The 20,625-nt window shown below is 61.1% G+C and carries 16 protein-coding genes and 1 riboswitch; of the genes, 6 read left to right on the forward strand and 10 right to left on the reverse strand.

Annotated elements, in window-relative coordinates; all coding sequences use genetic code 11:
• The first annotated feature begins 6 nt into the window (after positions 1-6).
• Together ACSSNI_RS01245 and adeC are read left to right on the forward strand one after the other, a co-directional pair.
• A complete protein-coding gene (locus tag ACSSNI_RS01245) occupies positions 7-3,141 on the forward strand; it encodes an efflux RND transporter permease subunit (RefSeq protein WP_200639962.1) in 3,135 nt (1,044 codons plus the stop codon).
• Positions 3,138-4,568: an AdeC/AdeK/OprM family multidrug efflux complex outer membrane factor gene (gene adeC, locus ACSSNI_RS01250; RefSeq protein ID WP_200639961.1), complete on the forward strand. Its 1,431-nt coding sequence runs from the start codon at positions 3,138-3,140 to the stop codon at positions 4,566-4,568. The genes ACSSNI_RS01245 and adeC overlap by 4 nt, the downstream gene beginning before the upstream one ends.
• A 112-nt stretch (positions 4,569-4,680) precedes the next feature.
• Here the strand turns inward: adeC and ACSSNI_RS01255 are convergent, their stop codons facing one another.
• The 7 genes from ACSSNI_RS01255 to ACSSNI_RS01285 all read right to left on the reverse strand — a co-directional run bounded on the left by ACSSNI_RS01255 (position 4,681) and on the right by ACSSNI_RS01285 (position 14,114).
• The gene (locus tag ACSSNI_RS01255; RefSeq protein ID WP_148925451.1) at positions 4,681-6,498 is read right to left on the reverse strand and encodes a DEAD/DEAH box helicase; all 1,818 of its coding nucleotides are present in this window, start codon (positions 6,496-6,498) and stop codon (positions 4,681-4,683) included.
• 234 nt (positions 6,499-6,732) lie between these two features.
• A complete protein-coding gene (gene metF, locus ACSSNI_RS01260) occupies positions 6,733-7,584 on the reverse strand; it encodes a methylenetetrahydrofolate reductase [NAD(P)H] (RefSeq protein WP_148925450.1) in 852 nt (283 codons plus the stop codon).
• Positions 7,585-7,661: 77 nt separating this feature from the next.
• Positions 7,662-9,071, reverse strand: a complete 1,410-nt coding sequence (gene ahcY / locus ACSSNI_RS01265; protein ID WP_200639960.1) for an adenosylhomocysteinase — start codon at positions 9,069-9,071, stop codon at positions 7,662-7,664.
• A 23-nt stretch (positions 9,072-9,094) separates the two neighbouring features.
• Positions 9,095-9,187, reverse strand: a riboswitch (S-adenosyl-L-homocysteine riboswitch).
• Between the two features lie 204 nt (positions 9,188-9,391).
• Entirely contained in the window at positions 9,392-10,690 is a 1,299-nt protein-coding gene (locus ACSSNI_RS01270; RefSeq protein ID WP_200639959.1) for a TRAP transporter large permease, read from the reverse strand.
• A gap of 1 nt (position 10,691) precedes the next feature.
• Positions 10,692-11,204, reverse strand: coding sequence for a TRAP transporter small permease (locus ACSSNI_RS01275; protein ID WP_200639958.1), 513 nt, complete (start codon positions 11,202-11,204; stop codon positions 10,692-10,694).
• A gap of 72 nt (positions 11,205-11,276) precedes the next feature.
• A complete protein-coding gene (gene dctP / locus ACSSNI_RS01280) occupies positions 11,277-12,284 on the reverse strand; it encodes a TRAP transporter substrate-binding protein DctP (RefSeq protein ID WP_148925446.1) in 1,008 nt (335 codons plus the stop codon).
• A 576-nt stretch (positions 12,285-12,860) separates the two neighbouring features.
• Positions 12,861-14,114, reverse strand: a complete 1,254-nt coding sequence (locus tag ACSSNI_RS01285; protein ID WP_159966921.1) for a cation:proton antiporter — start codon at positions 14,112-14,114, stop codon at positions 12,861-12,863.
• Between the two features lie 170 nt (positions 14,115-14,284).
• Between ACSSNI_RS01285 and ACSSNI_RS01290 the strand changes: the two genes are divergently transcribed.
• Both ACSSNI_RS01290 and ACSSNI_RS01295 read left to right on the forward strand, forming a co-directional pair.
• A complete protein-coding gene (locus tag ACSSNI_RS01290) occupies positions 14,285-14,719 on the forward strand; it encodes a hypothetical protein (RefSeq protein ID WP_448258811.1) in 435 nt (144 codons plus the stop codon).
• A 72-nt stretch (positions 14,720-14,791) separates the two neighbouring features.
• On the forward strand, positions 14,792-15,241 hold the full coding sequence (locus tag ACSSNI_RS01295; RefSeq protein WP_448258812.1) for a c-type cytochrome: 450 nt from the start codon (positions 14,792-14,794) through the stop codon (positions 15,239-15,241).
• Between the two features lie 21 nt (positions 15,242-15,262).
• On the opposite strand, the gene ACSSNI_RS01300 is transcribed toward ACSSNI_RS01295, so the two are convergent.
• From ACSSNI_RS01300 to ACSSNI_RS01310, 3 genes are all read right to left on the reverse strand, one after another.
• Positions 15,263-15,643, reverse strand: a complete 381-nt coding sequence (locus ACSSNI_RS01300) for a DUF1090 domain-containing protein (RefSeq protein ID WP_448258814.1) — start codon at positions 15,641-15,643, stop codon at positions 15,263-15,265.
• Between the two features lie 58 nt (positions 15,644-15,701).
• A complete protein-coding gene (ligB, locus tag ACSSNI_RS01305; protein ID WP_448258816.1) occupies positions 15,702-17,375 on the reverse strand; it encodes an NAD-dependent DNA ligase LigB in 1,674 nt (557 codons plus the stop codon).
• A 65-nt stretch (positions 17,376-17,440) separates the two neighbouring features.
• On the reverse strand, positions 17,441-18,775 hold the full coding sequence (locus tag ACSSNI_RS01310) for a ferredoxin reductase family protein (protein ID WP_448258818.1): 1,335 nt from the start codon (positions 18,773-18,775) through the stop codon (positions 17,441-17,443).
• Between the two features lie 148 nt (positions 18,776-18,923).
• On the opposite strand from ACSSNI_RS01310, the gene ACSSNI_RS01315 reads away from it, so the two are divergent.
• Together ACSSNI_RS01315 and ACSSNI_RS01320 are read left to right on the forward strand one after the other, a co-directional pair.
• Positions 18,924-19,853 (forward strand): ABC transporter ATP-binding protein, encoded by a 930-nt coding sequence (locus ACSSNI_RS01315; protein WP_448258820.1) that lies wholly within the window; start codon positions 18,924-18,926, stop codon positions 19,851-19,853.
• Complete coding sequence (locus ACSSNI_RS01320) at positions 19,850-20,611, forward strand: ABC transporter permease (RefSeq protein ID WP_102836701.1); 762 nt, start codon at positions 19,850-19,852, stop codon at positions 20,609-20,611. The genes ACSSNI_RS01315 and ACSSNI_RS01320 overlap by 4 nt, the downstream gene beginning before the upstream one ends.
• Positions 20,612-20,625: the final 14 nt, after the last annotated feature.

The following is a 20,625-nucleotide window of genomic DNA, read 5'->3' on the forward strand; positions in this document are numbered from 1 at the left end:
CTAGACATGTCCAAGTTCTTCATCGATCGGCCCATCTTCGCCTGGGTAATTGCCCTGGTGCTGATGCTTGCCGGAACGCTGGCGGTGCTCAATCTGCCGGTCAACCAGTATCCGAGCATCGCACCGCCGAACGTATCGATATCGGTCAACTATCCGGGCGCGTCGGCGCGTACCGTCCAGGACACCGTTGTTCAGGTCATCGAGCAGCAGCTCAATGGCCTCGATGGGCTGCGCTATATCTCCTCGGAGAGCAACTCCGATGGCAGCATGACCATCAACGTGACGTTCGAGCAGGGCACCGACCCTGACATTGCTCAGGTCCAGGTCCAGAACAAACTGCAGCTTGCGACGCCTCTGCTACCTCAGGCCGTTCAGCAACAGGGCATACGGGTGTCGAAATCGGCGCGCAACTTCCTGATGGTGGTGGCATTGGTGTCGAAGGATGGGCAGCAGACAAACTTCGACCTGGCCAACTACATCGTGGCCAACGTACAGGATCCAATCTCGCGTACACCGGGTGTGGGTGACTTCCAGGTGTTCGGCGCCCAGTACGCCATGCGCATCTGGCTCGACCCGTCCAAGTTGCAGCAGTTCCAGCTGACGGCGGTGGACGTTCGATCCGCTATTCAGGAGCAGAACGTCCAGGTTTCATCCGGCCAGCTCGGCGGCCTGCCAGCGGTGGAGACTCAGCAGCTAAACGCCACGATCATTGGTAAGACCCGGCTGGAAACGCCGGAGCAGTTCGAGAAGATCTTGTTGAAGGTCAACGCCGACGGATCACAGGTGCGCCTGCGTGACGTCGCCAGGGTCGAACTTGGCGCCGAGAGCTATGCGATCCGCGCCGAGTATAACGGCCAGCCGGCAGCCGGCCTGGGGATACGCCTTGCCGCAGGCGGCAATGCACTCGATACCGCCAAAGCGGTGCGCGCAACGATTTCCGAGTTGGAGCCCTTCTTCCCGCCGGGCGTCGAGGTGGTTTACCCCTACGACACCACGCCGGTGATCTCCGCGTCCATCGAAGGCGTTGTGCATACGCTGCTGGAAGCCTTCGTACTGGTCTTTCTGGTGATGTTCCTGTTCCTGCAGAACCTGCGGGCTACGCTGATCCCGACGCTGGCGGTGCCAGTGGTGATCCTCGGCACCTTCGCGGTCCTGCTGACATTCGGATACAGCATCAATACGCTCACGATGTTCGCGATGATTCTGGCCATTGGTCTGCTCGTGGACGATGCGATCGTGGTGGTGGAGAACGTCGAACGGGTGATGCGCGAGGAGGGGCTTTCCGCACGGGAGGCCACTCGCAAGTCGATGGGCCAGATTCAGAGCGCGCTGGTGGGTATTGGCGTGGTGCTTTCGGCCGTGCTGTTGCCGATGGCCTTCTTTGGAGGCTCCACGGGGGTCATTTACCGACAGTTCTCGATCACCATCGTCTCGGCCATGGTGCTTTCGGTGCTGGTCGCACTGATCTTCACCCCGGCGTTGTGCGCGACCATCCTCAAACCGCATAGCGGCGATCACGAGGGCAAGCGCGGGTTCTTCGGCTGGTTCAACCGCACCTTCGAGCGCGGCACGCTGCGCTACGAGCGGGGTGTGGCTGCTGTGCTGCGGCGCAAAGCGCCCTACCTGCTGATGTACCTGCTCATCGTCGGCATCATGATTTGGATGTTCACCCGCATTCCAACGGCCTTCCTTCCGGAAGAAGACCAGGGCGTGCTGTTCGCCCAGGTGCAGACCCCGGCAGGTTCAACTGCAAGCCGGACTCAGGAGGTCGTCGAGCAGATGCGCGAATACCTGCTGACCGAGGAAAGCGAGACGGTCAATTCGGTGTTCACCATTACCGGTTTCAACTTCGCCGGTCGCGGTCAAAGTTCAGGCATGGCTTTCATCATGCTCAAACCGTGGGAAGAACGCACCGAGCCCGGGCAAGGCGTGTTCGAGCTGGCACAGCGTGCGCAGGGCTACTTCTTCAGCCTTCGGGACGCCATGGTGTTTGCCTTCGCACCACCCGCGGTAATGGAGTTGGGCAATGCCACCGGTTTCGATGTCTATCTGCAGGATCAGGCCGGGCTTGGCCACGAAGCCCTGACCAAGGCTCGCGAACAGTTTATGCAGCTCGCTTCCGAGGACCCGACGCTCACCGGTGTCCGCTTCAACGGGATGCGTGACGAGCCGCAGTATCGGTTGATCATCGACGATGAAAAAGCGCGTGCCCATCAGGTTTCCCTGGCGGCGATCAACGATTCGCTGTCCATTGCCTGGGGCTCAAGTTACGTCAATGACTTCATTGATCGGGGTCGGGTCAAGCGCGTCTACATGCAGGGCGAGCCTACCTCGCGGATGAATCCGGAGGACCTGGGCAAGTGGTACGTGCGCAACACTGAGGGCGAGATGGTGCCCTTCACCGCCTTCGCCACCGGTGAGTGGACCTATGGCGCACCGAAGCTGACGCGTTTCAATGGCGTGCCGGCGATGGAGATTCTGGGCGCGGCCGCACCGGGTTACAGCTCCGGCGAGGCCATGGCAGCGGTTGAGCGGATCGCCGCGCAGTTGCCAGCGGGCATCGGTTACTCATGGACTGGTCAGTCCTATGAGGAACGCCTGTCCGGATCGCAGGCACCCGCGCTCTATGCATTGTCGCTACTGGTGGTATTCCTGGCGCTTGCCGCGCTGTATGAGAGCTGGTCGGTTCCGCTCTCGGTCATGCTGGTCGTGCCGTTGGGCATTGTCGGTGCACTGGCATTCACCATGGGTCGCGGGTTGTCGAACGACGTGTTCTTCCAGGTCGGACTGCTGACCACGGTAGGCTTGTCGGCACGGAATGCGATCCTGATCGTCGAGTTTGCCAAGACCCTGCATGAGCAAGGCATGACGCTGACCGCCGCTGCGATCGAAGCGAGCCGTATTCGTTTGCGCCCTATCGTCATGACCTCTCTGGCGTTCATGCTCGGCGTGCTTCCTCTGGCGATTTCCAGCGGGGCGGGTGCAGGCAGCAAGCATGCGATCGGTACCGGGGTGATCGGCGGCATGCTCAGCGCCATGGTCTTGGCGATTTTCTGGGTCCCGCTGTTCTATGTCCTGGTGTCTTCGCTGGGTAAGCGCAGAATAACCGGCAGCGACGAGCAAAACGGAGAGGCGCAATGAACAAGTCACTATTGAGCCTGGCGCTGATGGCAGCGCTGAGCGGTTGCTCGTTAATACCGGATTACCAGCGACCTGACGCACCTACGGCTGCCAGCTGGCCCGAGGGTGAAGCGTATGTCGGCTCAGCCAGTGCAGCGAAAGGGCAGCAGATGGAGATGGACTGGCAGTCCTTCTTCAGGGACCCTGCGCTGCGTGAACTGATAAAGGTGGCCCTGGAAAACAACCGCGACCTGCGTATCGCTGCGCTGAACGTCGATGCTTATCGCGCCCTTTATCGCGTGCAGCGGGCCGATGTGTTGCCGCTCGTAAGTGGCGATGCAGCCGGTAGCCGTACTCGGACCCCGGGCGATCTCAACCAGACCGGCCAGGGCGCCATCAGCAGTCAGTACAGTGCGACGCTTGGGGTGTCCTGGGAGCTCGATCTGTTCGGGCGTCTGGGTAGCCTGCGCGAGCAGGCATTGCAGGAGTTCCTCGCCACCGAGGCGGCCCAGCGGAGCACGCGGATCAGCCTGATCGCCAGCGTTGCCAACGCCTGGCTGACCTTGCAGGCCGATCAGGCCCTGTTGCTGGTGAGCCGCGACACACTCAAGGCCTTCGAAGAAAGCCTCTCGCTCACCCAGCGCAGTTTCGACGTTGGCGTAGCCTCGGCGCTTGAGTTGAGCCAGGCACGCAGCGCGGTCGATACGGCACGGGTAGGGATCGAGCGTTACACCCGCCAGGTTGCCCAGGACCGCAACGCCCTTGCCTTGCTGCTTGGTCGGAACATTCCGGTGGAGCTGCCGGCCGATGGTCGGCTGGAGCGCGACCTGCTGGCCACGGTTCCGGTGGGGCTGCCGTCGGACCTGCTCTATAAACGACCGGACATCATTCAAGCCGAATACCAGCTACGCGCCGCCAATGCGAATATCGGGGCGGCGAGGGCAGCGTTCTTTCCGCGCATCAGCCTCACCGGGGCGGTGGGTACCGCGAGCAGTGAACTGTCCGGGCTGTTCGATGGCGGCTCCAGCTACTGGAACTTCGCCCCGAGCATCAGTGTGCCGATCTTCAATGCCGGGCAGCTGCGGGCCAACCTCGACTATGCCGAGATCAGCCGCAATATCCAGGTGGCGCAGTATGAGCAGGCCATCCAGACAGCTTTCCGGGAAGTGGCGGATGGGCTGGCTGCTCAATCGACCTACGTTCGCCAAGTGCAGGCTCAGCGCGATCTGTTGGAAACCAGTCAGGATTATTACCGTCTGGCCGAGCGCCGTTACCGCACCGGTATAGACAGCTATCTGACGCTCCTCGATGCACAGCGACAGCTGTTCGAAGTACAGCAGCAATTCATCAGCGACCGTCTGGCGCAGATGGTCAGCGAGGTCGAGCTGTTCAAAGCGTTGGGCGGCGGTTGGGATGCTCAGGACGAGGCTATCCCGGGTCCTGGTTGACCTCGTCTGGCGGCGCTTGCCGGTCGCTCGCTGATGTTATGGCTCGGCGAAAAGTAAAAGGCTCCAACAAAAACGCCGCCCTCAAGGGCGGCGTTTTTGTTTGTGCTACCTGTCAGCGATTGCGGGTCAGCAATGCCGGCTTCTCGCCGCGAGGCTTGGTTGGCAGTTGTTCCAGCTGCTCGATGCTGGGCAGGCGGTCCAGCTTCGACTCCTTGTGGATGATGACCGGCTGCTTTTCCTTCGGCTTCTCCGCAACGTCCCGACGGGCGCCACCGTTGTCACCCTCGATGCGGCGTCCTTCATTCTTGCGGCGTGGCTGGCTGCCACGGGCTGATTGGCCTTGACGCTTGCCTTTGCCCTGAGCGCCTGCACCGGCAGTAGCCGCGCGAGGGCCCGCCGCGGCACGTGGTTGGCCGCCGGGTTGAGCCGGGGCGCCGGGGCGACGGCCACGTCCCTGCTTGTTCTGGTAGGGACTGACATAGTCGACGCTGTTGCCGAAGTTATCGACTTCGTCATCAAGAAATACGTCCGGAGCGCGATCATTCGGTAGGCGAGGCGGACGGCTTGCCGGCGCGGCAGCTGTCTGCTCTGCTGAGCCCTGCGCTGGACGCGCATTGCGCGGCTTGTTGCGGCCGCGACGGTTGCGGTCGCCCGCTTTCGGCTCGCCAGCGGCCGCTTCGGTGGTTTTGGCGGCGCGCTCGCCGCGCGGTTTGCGTTCGCTATTGCGGGCAGGGCGCGGCTGGCGCGGTTCGCGGACTTCCGGCTTCTCCGCTTCGATGGAGGCGGCGTCGAAACCCATCAAGTCACCGTCGGGAATCTTCTGCTTGGTCATCCGCTCGATGCCTTTGAGGAGCTTCTCCTCATCGGGTGCAACCAGCGAGATCGCTTCGCCGCTGCGACCGGCGCGGCCAGTACGACCGATGCGGTGAACGTAATCTTCCTCGACATTGGGCAGCTCGAAGTTGACCACATGGGGTAACTGGTCGATGTCCAGGCCGCGGGCCGCGATGTCTGTCGCGACCAGAATGCGCACGGCATTTGCCTTGAAGTCAGCCAGTGCTTTGGTGCGAGCGTTCTGGCTCTTGTTGCCGTGAATCGCGACAGCCGGCAGGCCGTGCTTGTCGAGGTACTCGGCGAGGCGGTTGGCGCCATGCTTGGTGCGGGTGAACACCAGCACCTGTTCCCAGGCACCCTGAGTGATCAGGTGAGCCAGCAGGGCGCGCTTGTGTGTGGCCGGCAGACGGAAGACCCGTTGCTCGATACGCTCGACCGTCGTGTTCGGAGGCGTGACCTGGATTTTCTCCGGCTCGTGCAGCAGCTTGCTGGCGAGGTCGGTGATGTCCTTGGAAAAGGTCGCCGAGAACAGCAGGTTCTGCCGCTTGGTCGGCAGCTTGGCGAGGACCTTCTTGACGTCATGGATGAAGCCCATGTCGAGCATGCGGTCGGCTTCGTCGAGGACCAGAATCTCCACGTGGGAAAGGTCGACGGCCTTCTGGTTGGCCAGGTCCAGCAAGCGGCCAGGGCAGGCGACGAGCACGTCTAGACCCTTGGCAATCGCCTGCACCTGCGGGTTCATGCCGACGCCGCCGAAGATGACCGCGCTTTTCAGCGGCAGATCGCGGGCGTACAGCTTGAAGCTGTCGTGAACCTGGGCGGCGAGTTCGCGCGTCGGTGTCAGCACCAATACGCGTGGCTGACGCGGACCGTGGCGGTGCTCGCGATCGGGATGGCCACCCGGGAAAAGAATTTCCAGCACGGGGAGGGCAAAACCACCGGTTTTGCCGGTTCCCGTCTGTGCAGCGACCATCAGGTCGCGTCCTTGCAACACGGCGGGAATGGCCCGCTGTTGCACTGGTGTAGGCTGGGTATAACCGGCAGCCTCGACGGCACCGGCCAAAGCCTCGGAGAGACCGAGGGAAGCAAAGGACATGAGTAATCCTGTCTCGTATAGGGCGAAGCCCTGGATGGTCATGCCTGGCTCGAATCGCGACTGGCGTGCGATCCCGTCCGGTCCTGCCGCATCTCAACGATGACGACATCCGGGCGTAAGCCTGGCGGAAGCGCGGAGTATAACAGAGCCTGTTATCACCGCATTGGTAGGACAGTGTGGCAGTTCGCAGGTTCATTGACCAGCTCCCTGTTTTTCAGAGAGCTGGTCGTTGCGTCAGCGGCCGAGCTTGAGATTGTCCCAGATTGCCAGGCTCGGCTCGGCTTGGTTCAGGGTGTAGAAGTGCAACCCCGGCGCACCGCCGGCGAGCAGCTTCTCGCACATCTCGGTGATGACCTGCGCGCCGAAAGTCTGGATGCTCTCCATGTCGTCACCGTAGGCTTCCAGCTGCTTGCGCACCCAGCGTGGAATCTCCGCACCGCAGGCATCTGAGAAGCGCGCCAGCTTGCTGTAGTTGGTGATCGGCATGATGCCCGGCACGATCGGCGTTTCGACGCCCATCTTGCGCACGCGCTCGACGAAGTAGAAGTAGCAATCGGCGTTGAAGAAATACTGGGTGATGGCGCTGTCGGCGCCGGCCTTGGCCTTGCGCACGAAATTGGCCAGGTCATCCTCGAAATTGCGTGCTTGCGGATGCATTTCCGGATAGGCAGCGATTTCGATGTGGAAGTGGTCGCCGGTTTCGGCGCGAATGAATTCCACCAGCTCATTGGCATAGCGCAGCTCACCGCTGGCCATGCCCATGCCCGACGGCAGATCACCGCGCAGGGCGACAATGCGTTTGATGCCGGCGTCCTTGTACAGGTTGAGCAGCTCGCGCAGCTCCTGCTTGCTACCGCCAACGCAGGATAGGTGCGGCGCCGTGGACACTTTAACTTCGCCGTCCAGCTGCAGCACGGTGTTCAAGGTGCGATCGCGTGTCGAGCCGCCAGCACCGTAAGTGCAGGAGAAGAAGTCCGGTTTGTATTCGGCCAGGCACCTGGCAGTGGCCAGGAGTTTTTCGTGCCCGGCGTCGGTCTTGGTCGGAAAGAACTCGAAGCTGAAGCTATGGCTACGTGTGTGTGACATGACAATTCCTTTCGGCAATCAGCCGCATCGCACTCGGACGAACTGGTCGCCAGAGTGCCGATGCGGCATGGCCTCGATTAGTAGCGGTAGCTATCCGGCTTGAACGGGCCTTCGACTTCAACGCCGATGTACTCGGCCTGGCTCGGCGTCAGGCGAGTAATGACACCGCCGAAGCCCTTGACCATTTCCGCTGCGACTTCCTCGTCGAGCTTCTTCGGCAGCACCATGACGGTGACGTTCGCGGTCTTTTCAGTGACCGGCAGGTCGGCAAACTTCTCGTTGAACAGGTGGATCTGCGCGAGCACCTGATTGGCGAACGAGCCATCCATGATCCGGCTCGGGTGACCGGTGGCGTTACCCAGGTTCACCAGGCGGCCTTCGGCCAACAGGATCAGGTAATCGTCGTTCTGCGCATCGAAGCTGCCCGGACCGGTGCGGTGAATCTTGTGCACCTGCGGCTTGACCTCTTCCCAAGCCCAGTTCTTGCGGGTGAAGGCTGTGTCGATTTCGTTATCGAAATGGCCGATGTTGCAGACTACGGCGCGCTTCTTCAGCGCTTTGAGCATGCCGGCGTCACACACGTTGGCGTTGCCGGTGGTGGTGACGATCAGGTCGATCTTGCCCAACAATGCAGTGTCGATGCACGCATCGGTACCGTCGTTCAGGCCGTCCTTGTACGGGGAGACCAGTTCGAAGCCGTCCATGCAGGCCTGCATGGCGCAAATCGGGTCGACTTCCGAAACCTTGACGATCATGCCTTCCTGACGCAGCGACTGAGCCGAGCCCTTGCCCACGTCGCCGTAGCCGATCACCAGCGCCTGCTTGCCGGACAGCAGGTGGTCAGTGGCGCGCTTGATGGCGTCGTTGAGGCTGTGGCGGCAGCCGTACTTGTTGTCGTTCTTGCTCTTGGTGACCGAGTCGTTGACGTTGATCGCCGGGATCTTCAGGGTGCCTTTCTTCAGCATGTCCTGCAGGCGATGCACGCCGGTGGTGGTTTCTTCGGTAACGCCGTGGACGCGCTCCAGCACCTGCGGGTACTTGTCGTGCAGGATCTGGGTCAGGTCGCCGCCGTCGTCGAGGATCATGTTGGCGTCCCACGGCTGGCCGTCCTTGAGGATGGTCTGCTCGATGCACCACTCGTACTCTTCTTCAGTTTCGCCTTTCCAGGCGAACACCGGGATGCCCGCCGCCGCGATGGCTGCAGCGGCCTGATCCTGAGTGGAGAAGATGTTACAGCTGGACCAGCGTACTTCGGCGCCAAGGGCGGTCAGCGTCTCGATCAGCACGGCGGTCTGGATAGTCATGTGGATGCAGCCGAGGATCTTTGCGCCTTTCAGCGGCTGCTCGCCGGCGTACTTGTGGCGCAGTCCCATCAGGGCAGGCATTTCTGATTCGGCGATGATGATTTCGCGACGACCCCAATCGGCCAGGGAAATGTCGGCGACCTTGAAATCGTTGAAACCTGCAGGCGTCATGACAGCGCTCATGGAAGAGTTCTCCATTCGTTTTGTGCGAATGGGCGCCGTTGATGCGTATGGTTAACGCCCTATCCGAGCCTGACAGACCCCTGAATGGTAAGCCTGCTGCAGCGCCCCTCGGACAGGTGGCGGGCACGGCCGAACGGTGCCGGCGGTGTGAAGCCCGGCGATTATAGCCGCGCCCGCAGAAGATCCCAAGCCCGGCGCGCAATGCTGATCAGCGAGCGTGATTGGTATCTCGGGCGCAGCTCCACCGATCAATACGCCGGCCTACATGCCGGCCAGTTGGCCGGCGGTCGGACTGCTTTTCAACTGGCCTTCGAAAGGTCTCAGATGAAACCCAGTATACGAGGCAGGAAAAGCGAGAGCTCCGGTACGAAGGTCGTGACTATCATCACGGGCAACGCCACGAAGGCCATCAGCGCCAGCGCTGGCGCTACGGTTTTGTGGATAGAGACTTTGCCGATTCGACACGCCATATAGAGGATCGGGGCGACCGGTGGGCTGTTGGCGCCGATCACGACGGAGCAGGCGACGATCGAGGCGAAATGAACCGGATGCACGCCGCTTTCGACCATCAAAGGCAGGAACAAAGGCGCAATCACCACCGTGACCGATACATCGTCCATGATCATGCCGGCGATGATCAGGAAGATGTTCACTGCGATCAGGATCAACAATGGATTCTGAATCAGGTGGGTCACCAGCTCGGTCAGGTCCTGCGGAATCCGCTCGGATGCCAGGATTCGCCCGATCATAAAGCTGAACAGGAGGATGAGAATCACCGTGCCGGTAGTCTCGGCCGCGGAGACCACGCTGCGGGCAAAGCTGCCCAGGTTGAGATCGCGGTAGACGAAAAAGCCGATGAACATGGCCGCGAACGCAGCCACCGCTGCGGCTTCGGTGGGGGTGAATATGCCCCCGTAGATCCCGCCGAGAATGATCACGGGCAGTGACAGCGCCGGAATGGCGCGCAGGGTTGCTTTGCCTTTACCCGGAAGCTGCCCGATACCGTCGCCTGCGGCACTCGTGACTTCATTGAAGAAGCGACCGACACTGAAACGGTTGGCCGCGATCAAGCCAATGATCAGTAGAACCGCCGGTCCAACCGAGGCGGCAAAACAGGCTGCCACTGACTGACGGGTTACCACTGCAAACAAAATCATCGTGATCGAGGGTGGAATCAGAATGCCCAGCAGCGATGAAATGCCCAGCAGCGCGGCCGAGTAACTGCGTGGGTAACCGCGTTGCTCGAGTGGGCCGATCATGATCGTGCCGATCGAGGCGACAGCAGCGGTAGCCGTACCGGCGATGGCCCCAAAGATGCCGGATGCCATCACCATCGAGGCGCCCATGCCGCCACGGCGCTTGCCGATCATGACTTCGATGAAATCGACCAGCCGACGGGCGATTCCTCCGCTCTGCATCAGGTAGCCGGTTAATACGAACAGCGGCAGCGCAATCAGAATTACCGAGTCGAGAGAGCGGTAGCCCTGCAGCATCATGGTGTTCAGATTGGCATCGTAGGCGTACACCAGATACGCCAAGACGCCGGCGAACGACCAGGCGACAGGTACACCGATGATCATCAGCAGGATCAACAGGCCAATTGCAATAAAACCTTCCATATCAAAGCTCCTTTTGGCCCAGCTGTTTAATGCCGGCCAGTGAGCCGATGACGTCCCTCAGCGAATAGCAGCTGCAACCAATGGCCGCGAGCATGATGGATGCCTGGGGCAACCACAGCGGGATGCCCATTCCCGGGGTCGATTGCGGACGGCGAAGCCCCCAGCTCAGCATGCGGTAGGCGAGTACCACGAAGAACAGGCAGATCAGGAACGAAATCAGCGAGATCAGAGCCTTGTGCATCAGCTGAAATCGCTGGTCGGTGATCTTCAACTCGATGAAGTCGACCTTGAGATGCTCGTTGCGCCGGCAGGCGATGGTGCCCCCGAGCATATAAAGCCACATGCCGAACAGCATGATCAGCTCCAGCAATCCCACCATGGACCAGCCGAACACATAGCGGGCCAACACTAGAAACAACATCAGACCAACCACCAGCAGACTGGCAACGAAGGCTGCGGCCTCTAACAACCAGCCCACGCCTTTATCCAGTCCGGAAAAGAATTCTCGGATCATTTTTCTTCCAGCGTATGAACAAGCCGGCCCGCAAAGCGGGCCGGTTGTGGATTAAAGCCTGAAATTCGCTGATTACAGCGGAGAGGCGTTCTTGCGGATGGTGTCCATGATCTCTGGGCCCACTTCCTTGTCCATCTGTGGCCAGACCTTCTCGCGCGCGGCTTTGGCGAATTCGCGGATCTGCTCCTCGTTAGGCTCGAAGTACTTCATGCCCGCTTCCTGAGCTTTGGCGATGTAGTAATCGTCCTGCTGTTTGGCAGCCTTGAACTGCTCGTTCATGATCTCGATAGCCGCGTCGCTGACGATTTTCTGCTCCTCTTCGCTCATGTTTTCCCAGGTGTCCTGGTTGGCGGACAGAATGCCGGTCATGAAGAAGTGCTTGGTCTGCACGTAGTAATCCAGGGAATCGCGGAAGTACTCGTAGTCCCAGTAGATGACGTTGCCGGCTTCACCATCGACCACGCCGGTCTGCAGCGCGGTGTAGACCTCGCCCCAATCGATTGCGGCGGTCTGGTAACCCAGCGCCTGCATGGTCTGTGGTGCCGGGAACACGGTCATCGTGCGCACTTTGAGGCCATTCGCATCGGCAATATTCAGTGCATATTTGCCTTTGGAGGCAACACCGTTGAACCCTTCCGGCCAGGGGCCGAAAAACTTCAGGCCGATATCGCTGTAAATCCCGCCCAGCATGTTATTGACCCAGCCGCCAGGGCTGTAGGCCTTAAGCGCTTCATCCCAGGACAGGGTCATGTAGGGTGTGTAGATAACGCCGATGCGCTTGTCGTAAGACGTCATCGGCCAGTTCAGCATCAGATCGACGTCACCGGCGACATGCAGGTCAAACACTTCCTGCTGGCCGCCAAGCTCGTTCTGGTAGAAAACCTTGGCTTTGATCTCGCCGTCCGACTTCTGCTCGATCAGCTCACCCCACTTTTTCAAGGCGTCGCCCGCCGGTGAACCCTTGGTGCCAGAGTCTGTAGCGAGTTTCAACGTCAGTGCCTGGGCATGCGTGCTCATTATCAAGACGGATGCTGCCGCACCAGCGAGCAACGTCTTCAGCGTGGCTTGGATTGTTCTCATTTTTTTCACCCTAGCTCCCTAACGGTTATCGAAAAGTGCGCAGATAGGCGACAGGCCTGTGCGATGTCTAATAGGTTCTGCGCAACCAGCAGGACCCACTCCGACATGCCTTCCGCCCCGACCATCAAGCTTCGGGGCCTGTCAGCGCTTTGAAACAGGACCGCATTGCGCGGTGCATCAAGGCCTATTCCTGATGCACGGGGTCTGTCAGGCTCCACGGTTCAGCCGTAGCGACAGGGCGCAAGGTTTGCGGTCAAGTACGGAACCGATGGTACGAATGCCATCCTTGGCGAGTGTTCTGGAAGCGACGCGTTGGCACCGGAAAACGATGCGGCAGTGACGGAGATTGATTTACGTCAACGATTAGGAGGGTTGGAGCCCGCGGGCAGCTAGTGGAGGCAAGGCTCGTGTGGCTCTGGATCCTCTCAGGACTTCGAGCACTTCGTGAAGACACTACGCGGTTGGCTTTCTCCAGATGAGCAGCCGCTGGCGCCAAGACGCCCCCCGCTGGCTACAGCCGTGATCGTGGTAGGGCCTACCCTGGCGCTGGCGCTGGCGCTGGCGCTGGTGCAGGGGTCAGTGAGCGCGGTCCGTATCGCGCGTGCAGATCCGCCGAACCAGCCTGCCAATGCTCAGTCCCTGGACCAGGATCGAGAACAGCACCACCAGATAGGTGATGTTCAGCAGCAGATTGCGCTCGTCGCTGGCTGGCAGCGCCAGCACCAACGCTACAGAAATGCCGCCTCGCAGCCCGCCCCAGGTGAGGATGCGCACGGTGCCGTTGGGCAGTGCCCGACCCATTTTGCGCAACAGAAAGGCTGCCGGGCCGACTGCCACCAGGCGGGTGCCAAGGATGAGGAGGGTGACGCACAGCGCAATCAGCAGGTACTGCGCGCTGAATGGCAGTAGCACCAGCTCCATGCCGATCAGCACGAAGAGCACTGCGTTGAGAATCTCGTCGAGTAGCTCCCAGAAGTTATCGAGGTTGTCCCGGGTATGATCCGACATGGCATGCCGGCGCCCCTGGTTACCGATGATCAGTCCGGCCACCACCATGGCGATGGGACCGGAGACGTGCAGGTGCGTGGCCAGGGTATAGCCGCCCAGCACCAGCGCGAGGGTCAGCAAGACCTCTACCTGGTATTGGTCGATGCTCTTGAGCAGGGCAAAGGTCAATGCGCCAAGCAGAGCGCCGAGCAAGATGCCCCCTCCGGCTTCCTCGACGAACAACCATATGGCTTCCCCCGCGCCGGGCGCTTCGCCGCGCGCGAGCACGCCCAACAGCACGGTGAACACCACGACTGCGACCCCGTCGTTGAACAGCGACTCGCCGACGATAGTGGTCTCCAGTGCCTTCGGCGCGCCGGCCGAACGCATGATGCCGAGCACGGCGATGGGGTCGGTTGGCGAAATAAGCGCGCCGAACAGCAGGCAGTAGAGCAGCGGCGGCTGGAGTCCGAAAAGATCGAGGATCCACCAGCTGCCCAGGCCGATCACGGCCGTGGAAAACAGTACCCCAACCGTAGCCAGTAGACCGATCGCCCAGCGGCGGGCGCGCAGATCGGCCAGGTTGATGTGCAGCGCACCGGCAAACAGCAGAAACGACAACATCCCGTCCATCAACAGGTGATTGAAGTCGATTCGCCCGACCAACGCCTCGATCTGCGCTTCCAGTTCTGGCAGACCCAACACCGTCAACCCATGCAGCAGCAGCGAGAACACCAGCGCTGTGGCCATTACGCCGATGGTGGGTGGCAAACCGATGAAACGGTAGTTGAGGTAGGCGAGCAGTGCCGTGAGGCTGATGAAAATGGCCGAAAGTTCTAGCATGGGGTCCTCAGGTCAGCGTCCATAGGCTGCAAAGAGTGGACTAGATGAGGGCGCAAATGGTGCCGGGAGGATTATGCGCTTGGTGAATCGCGAACTCGGTCATCGACTGAGCGGTCGAACGCTAAGGTTCGGTGAACCTCGCCGGGCGAGTGACCTCAGGAGCTGCCAACATGAACCTCTTGTTTCGTTCTGTTCTGCTAGTCATTACAGCCGGGTTGAGCCTGCCGGCTACCGCCAATTCCTGCTATGTCAGTGCTGAAACGTCCGGCGCAGTGCCGCCGCCGGTGGTGACCGAGAAGTGCTTTCGCTACGAGGGCATGGGCGACAACAACATCGACTGGGTCTGTCAAAACAACGAAGCGGTAAAGAACTCTCGCCGAGAGATCCTCGACAGTTGCCCATCCGGTCATTTTGGCGTTTGTACGGCTGCGTTGACGCCCGCAACCTTGGCCAACGAACGTGCCACCGGCAGCCAGGCGACCAGCACGCCCGCGCCCACCACGGTGCCCGAGCAAGCGCGCATCATCACCTACTACTACAAGGCAACCGACCACGCTCAGGCCAAGATCGACTGTGAAAGCGCGGGTGGTGAATGGTCGCAGTAGGCGGATGAGGTTTGGTGATACGGCTGGCAGGGGCGATAATCGCCGGCCGTTGTATTTGCGAGTAGTCGAACCATGAAGTTGTTGCCGTTGAGTGTGTCGCTGGTCACCGTGTTGGCGCTGTTGGCTGGCTGTGACCGCATCGATCCCAATTCTCCTCTCGGCAAGCGCAAGGCCATCTATCAGCAGATGCTCGACGTCAAGGAAGACCTGGGCGGCATGTTGCGCGGTCGCCTGCCTTTCGATCCGGAAGGCTTCACCAGCGGAGCGGCGAAGCTTGATCAGTTGTCCCGCCAGCCTTGGCAGTACTACCCCGAAGTGAAGGAAGCGCAGAGCGATGCCCGTGACGACGTCTGGCAACAGCAGGCGCGGTTCAAGCAGATGGCACGTGAACTTGAGGCCCGCACTGCCGCGCTCGTGGCAGCGACCACACAGACGGCGGTGACTGCAGAAAGTGTCGCGCCGGCATTTCAGCAGGTTGAAGATGCCTGCGAAGCCTGCCACAAGGAATTTCGCGCCTATTGATCATGTGGGCGTCGAACGCTGTCAGTGCTTGGCCGCTTCCAGTTGCTTGCGCGCCTGATCTAGGCGCCGCTTGCTCACCTCGATCACCTGCGGATCACCCGTTCCCAACGCCTCACGCAGCTGCGCTTCGCGCGTCGTCGCCAGGCGCATCGCGCTTTCGATTTCAGCGTGGTTGGGCTGCAGTGGGACTACACCACTGCAGCGCTCGGTCAGGTTTTGCAGCTGAGCTTCCAGTAAAACGCGTTGACCGCTGTCGCCCTTCAGGCGGGCGTCCTTTATCTGCTGGCTGATGTGCTCGCGCTGAGCGCTGCACGTGGCATCCGTCTCTGCGGCGGCCATCGCTGGCTGATTCACGCAAAAGCAGAACAGCATAGAAGCGAGGAGATTGTGCCGGCCGGTCATGCACAGGTCCTTTTTTTGTTGTGATGTCATATGACTGGAGGCGAGCGGTGAAGTGCCACTAGAAACCGACGATTCCGGCCTCATGCAGCCGCTGTCGCAGCCGAAGAACGTCCGGCGACGTGAAAAAGGCGCGCAGGTGCTGAGCGCGTGTTGCGCCAATGCCGGGCTCCGCTTGCCATTGCACCAGGCTGACATCGGCCAGGGCTTCCCAGTTCTCGGCGGGGATTGCATCGGCGCCAGGGGGCGCGCCGAGCGCCCGTAACCAGCTGGCAAGGGGGCGCTCGCGGGCTAGCTGAAAACTGCTAAACAGGCTGCCGGCGCTGGCTTCACCGATGCCCGGAATCTGTTGCAGACGACGCTGATCGAGCTGCAGCCAGTCAAGCAGGTCTTCGACCAGCCCGGATTCCACCAGGGTTTGCCAGGTCCCAGGCCCCAACCCTGGCAGGTCGAGACCGTGCTTGCCGCTGAGCCAGACGAGGCGTGCGACGAACTGCTGCTCGCAGCCAGGGCTGGCTTTCCAGCAACTCAGAAAATGGTAGTCAGCGGGTCTGGGCGCCTCGACCCGTTGCCGCTGCTGCATGCGCCAGACGACACGCTCGAAGCGCGGGACAGTCAGGCCGGCCAGGGCGATCGCGACCTGATCGTCGGGCTGCACGTCGTCTTGTTCCCAACGCTTCACGGAGCCGAGGCTGACGCGGCTGACAAGGCGGTCATCCAGCTGTACCGGCTCCAGCTGCAGCACCGGCGTGATTCGGCCGCTGCGGCCAATGCTGAACGTTACGTCGCGCACACGGGTGACGGCTGTCCGCAGTGGGTATTTCCAGGCGACTGCCCAGCGCGGTGGCTGGGCCTGCCAGCGGGCAGCCTCCGGACGTTGGCCTTGACGTAGCACGATGCCGTCGGTGGCGAACGGCAGGCGGTGGTGAAACCAGTACTCACGCCAATCTCCGGCTTGTTCAGCGGTATTCAGCGGCAGGGTCATCGCGGCGCTATCGCCGAAGCCCATCGCAATCAGTCCTGCAAGGCGTGCCTGCATGTCCCTAGGGCCGCTGGGCCAATCCCAGACGAACAGGCCGATCTGCGCGGCGGTTTCCCGATCCAGCGCCTGCCTCGCCATCGCCCCGGCGACACGGCTGCGTGCCCCGACACTGCCGGCTTCGGCCTGGACATGGTCCTGCAAGCGCCAGTACAGCTCACCCTGCAGGATCAGCTCTCCGCTAACAGGCAGCGTTAGCGGTATGGCCTGTAGCAGTTGGGCCCGGTCGGTCCAGTCCTGCCCGTGACTGCCGTTGCCGCGGCTTACCAGGCGGACCAGAGAACCGTTCCGGTAGTGCAGCGTCACCGCGACACCATCCACTTTCGGTTGCACCCAGACATCCGAGCGAGTCGCGAGCCACTCCTTGACCGCCTCGGCATCTGCGAGCTTGGCCAACCCGGTGTGGGCGACCGGATGGGCTACGGGCCCTTCGGCGCCGTCAAGCGGGTCCGCCGCAGGGGTTGCGTTGATTGCAGCAAAGCATTCTTGCCATTGCTCCAGGCGCTGCCGGGCCTGGTCATAGATTTCATCATCGACCAGCGACAGGCCGCGCCGATGATAGGCGTCGTCCCACTCTGCCATCTGGGCGGCCAAGGCTGTGAGTTCTGTTTCGGCTCGGCGGTTCGGCCAGTCAGGGCACTCGGCCATTGCCAGGCAGGAGAAGGTACAGAGGGCTGCTGCAATCAAGCGCTGCATAAAAGAGCATCCTTGCTCATTGAGGTCGGCCCATTCTGCTCCCCAGGATCAGCTGCGGCCGTGCGCTAGCGCATGTTGAACAGTTCCTGATGGAAATCGCTGGCCGGCAGGCCGTGCTCGGTCAGGTCATGGCGCAGTTCGCTGCCGAAGCGGGCCGGCCCGCAGAACCAAACGTCGCGGTTTTGCCAGTCGGGGACCAGCTGGCGAACCCGTGCAGGCGTAAGCCGGCCCTGTTCGGCTGTCGTCAGGACGTGCAGGCGTATGCGGGCTGCTTCCGCCAGCGCTCTCAGGCCCGCGATGAAGCCCTGGTCCGGTGCACCGGTGCAGTAGAAAAGATCGACTTGGTGGCGTTGCTCTTTATCCGCCGCCAGCGCCTGCAGTTGGCCGAGGAAAGGCGCAATGCCAATGCCGCCGGCAATCCAGATCTGTGCTGGTGCGCGTCCGCGAAAATCAAAACAGCCGTAAGGGCCTTCTATCGTGACGGCATCGCCGCTGTGCAATGTTTGCGGCAGGGTGCGAGTATAGTCACCGATGCCTTTTATCGAGAACGACAGCTGGCCGTCGTTCTGCCAGGCACTGGAGAGGCTGAACGGGTGCGGGCCTTCAGTCTCGTCAAACGTGACAAAGGCGAACTGCCCCGGCGTGTGCCCCGGCCAGGCGCCGTCGAACATTATGTGCACCTGCAAAACGCGGTTGTCGGCGTGGTAGGTGAGTTCTTCAATGTGGCCGACCACCTGATGTCTGCGACCTACCCGACGCAACAACGAGACGCCCGCCGCGAACGAGCCGGCGGCAAGTAGCAAAGCTATGGTGACGCCCAACACTGAAGACCAGTAGACCGGCGGCATCAGCATCACGCTGTGCGCGACCAGCACCAGATAGACCAGGCCCAGCCAGCGATGCGTCTTGAAGAACCAGCGATAGGGGAACTGCTTGAGCAGCGCGAGGATGATTAGCAGCGCGGCCAGGTAGAACGCCCACTCACCGATATCCTCGGCAAAGCCGCGCTGCTGGTGGAGCCAACCGATCAGCCCTTCCTGGATCTGACCCGCGCCGCGTCGCGCTGGAGGTTGGAGCCAGCCTAAATCCACCAGCCATTTAGGAATTTGCGCCCACCCCCAATGCACTGCCGATACCACCAAGGCGGCGAGGCCAAGCCATTTATGCAACCGGTAGTTCTTGTCCAGTCCGCCCAGCAGGCGCTCCAGCCACTGTGGGCGGATGGCGAGGTAGATCGCCGCGCTCATGGCGGTGATGGCAAGAGCGCCACTGTAATGAACCATGTCTGCGCGCAGCGGCCAGAAACGGGAGTAGTCGACTGGGACGACGCCAGCTGTGGTGAGCCAAAGAACGGTTACGGTTGTGAACAGCGTGACGAAGGCCAGTCTGATCCGCTGCATACAAGGCCCCTCCTGTTGTGCCGACGGCATGAGCAGCATGCGCTTGCGATACGGCTGTGGGCATGATCGTTATCAACGGCATTGATTAGTGAGCTAATCAACAGCGCCGTACAATCGTCAGCCAAATGTTTTGCGGAGTGATTCATCTGTGCAACCCGTGATCACCATCGAGCACCTCACCAAGACCTACGCCTCAGGACATCCGGCGCTCAAGCAGATCGATCTAGAGATCCACAAAGGCGAGATCTTTGCCCTGCTTGGGCCCAACGGCGCGGGCAAGACCACACTGATCAGTATCATCTGCGGCATCGTCAATCCCGGTAGCGGACGTGTGTTGGTGGATGGCTTCGACATCATCAATGACTACCGCGCCGCGCGTTCGAAGATCGGGCTGGTGCCGCAAGAGCTGTTCAACGAAGGATTCGAGAGCGTCTGGGCGACGGTGCGGTTTTCTCGCGGTCTTTTCGGCAAGGCGCCGGACGACGCTTACCTTGAGCAGCTGCTGCGCGACCTGTCGCTATGGGACAAGAAGAGCGCGCGCATTATCGAATTGTCCGGCGGCATGAAGCGCCGGGTGATGATCGCCAAGGCGCTGTCGCACGAGCCGAGCATTCTGTTTCTCGACGAGCCTACAGCTGGCGTCGACGTTGAGCTGCGCCGCGACATGTGGGAAATGGTCCGCCGCCTGCGCGAGCGCGGTGTGACCATCATTCTCACCACGCACTACATCGAAGAGGCCGAGGAGATGGCCGACCGCATCGGTGTGATCAGCAAGGGCGAGATCATCCTGGTAGAGGACAAGAAAGCGCTGATGCAGAAGCTTGGCACCAAGCAGCTGACCCTGCATCTGCAACGGCCGCTGGCAGAGATTCCGGCGGAGCTGTCCAACTATCCGCTCGAACTGGTCGACTCGGGCAACCAGCTGGTGTTCACCTTTGATGCCCAGCACGAGGACACCGGCATTGCCGACCTGCTCAGGCGCCTCGCCGCCCACGGCATCGACTTCAAGGACCTGCAGTCGAGTCAGAGCTCTCTGGAAGAAATCTTCGTCAGTTTGGTGAAAGGCAGCCGCACATGAATTTCCATGCAATCCGCGCCATCTATCTGTTCGAGCTGGCGCGCACCTGGCGCACGCTGTTGCAAAGCATCGCCACCCCGGTTATTTCCACATCGCTGTATTTCGTGGTCTTCGGTTCGGCCATCGGTTCGCGCATGGAGGCGATGCACGGCATTCCCTACGGCGCCTTTATCATCCCTGGCCTGATCATGATGGCGCTGCTCACCGAGAGCATTTCCAACGCATCGTTCGGCATCTACATGCCGCGCTATTCCGGCACGATCTACGAAGTGCTGTCGGCGCCAGTGTCGTATCTGGAGATCGTGATCGGCTACGTGGGCGCTGCAGCAACCAAGTCGATCATTCTCGGCCTGGTGATCCTTCTCACGGCGCGCTTGTTCGTCGATTACGAGATCGCTCATCCCTTTGTGATGGCGCTGTTTCTCGTGCTGACGGCGGTGACCTTCTGCCTGTTCGGTTTCATCATCGGCATCTGGGCGGACGGCTGGGAGAAGTTGCAGATTGTTCCGTCACTGATCGTCATGCCGCTGGCTTTTCTGGGCGGCAGCTTCTATTCAATCGAGATGCTTCCGCCGCTCTGGCAGAAGGTCACGCTGTTCAACCCGGTGGTGTACCTGATCAGCGGCTTTCGCTGGAGCTTCTACGGCGTTTCTGACGTTAACGTCGGCATCAGCCTGGCCATGACGCTGGGCTTCCTGGCGCTGTGCCTCGGGTTGATCTGGTGGATCTTCAAGACGGGCTATCGGTTGAAGAACTAGCCTGAATGAAAAAG

This window comes from Stutzerimonas tianxiuensis, from assembly GCF_053470365.1.

Bases quoted from the DNA above. Each gene is read 5' to 3' on its own strand.
- ACSSNI_RS01245 (WP_200639962.1), top strand. From the start codon at position 7: ATGTCCAAGTTCTTCATCGATCGGCCCATCTTCGCCTGGGTAATTGCC.
- adeC (WP_200639961.1), top strand. From the start codon at position 3,138: ATGAACAAGTCACTATTGAGCCTGGCGCTGATGGCAGCGCTGAGCGGT.
- ACSSNI_RS01255 (WP_148925451.1), bottom strand. From the start codon at position 6,498: ATGTCCTTTGCTTCCCTCGGTCTCTCCGAGGCTTTGGCCGGTGCCGTC.
- metF (WP_148925450.1), bottom strand. From the start codon at position 7,584: ATGTCACACACACGTAGCCATAGCTTCAGCTTCGAGTTCTTTCCGACC.
- ahcY (WP_200639960.1), bottom strand. From the start codon at position 9,071: ATGAGCGCTGTCATGACGCCTGCAGGTTTCAACGATTTCAAGGTCGCC.
- ACSSNI_RS01270 (WP_200639959.1), bottom strand. From the start codon at position 10,690: ATGGAAGGTTTTATTGCAATTGGCCTGTTGATCCTGCTGATGATCATC.
- ACSSNI_RS01275 (WP_200639958.1), bottom strand. From the start codon at position 11,204: ATGATCCGAGAATTCTTTTCCGGACTGGATAAAGGCGTGGGCTGGTTG.
- dctP (WP_148925446.1), bottom strand. From the start codon at position 12,284: ATGAGAACAATCCAAGCCACGCTGAAGACGTTGCTCGCTGGTGCGGCA.
- ACSSNI_RS01285 (WP_159966921.1), bottom strand. From the start codon at position 14,114: ATGCTAGAACTTTCGGCCATTTTCATCAGCCTCACGGCACTGCTCGCC.
- ACSSNI_RS01290 (WP_448258811.1), top strand. From the start codon at position 14,285: ATGAACCTCTTGTTTCGTTCTGTTCTGCTAGTCATTACAGCCGGGTTG.
- ACSSNI_RS01295 (WP_448258812.1), top strand. From the start codon at position 14,792: ATGAAGTTGTTGCCGTTGAGTGTGTCGCTGGTCACCGTGTTGGCGCTG.
- ACSSNI_RS01300 (WP_448258814.1), bottom strand. From the start codon at position 15,643: ATGACCGGCCGGCACAATCTCCTCGCTTCTATGCTGTTCTGCTTTTGC.
- ligB (WP_448258816.1), bottom strand. From the start codon at position 17,375: ATGCAGCGCTTGATTGCAGCAGCCCTCTGTACCTTCTCCTGCCTGGCA.
- ACSSNI_RS01310 (WP_448258818.1), bottom strand. From the start codon at position 18,775: ATGCAGCGGATCAGACTGGCCTTCGTCACGCTGTTCACAACCGTAACC.
- ACSSNI_RS01320 (WP_102836701.1), top strand. From the start codon at position 19,850: ATGAATTTCCATGCAATCCGCGCCATCTATCTGTTCGAGCTGGCGCGC.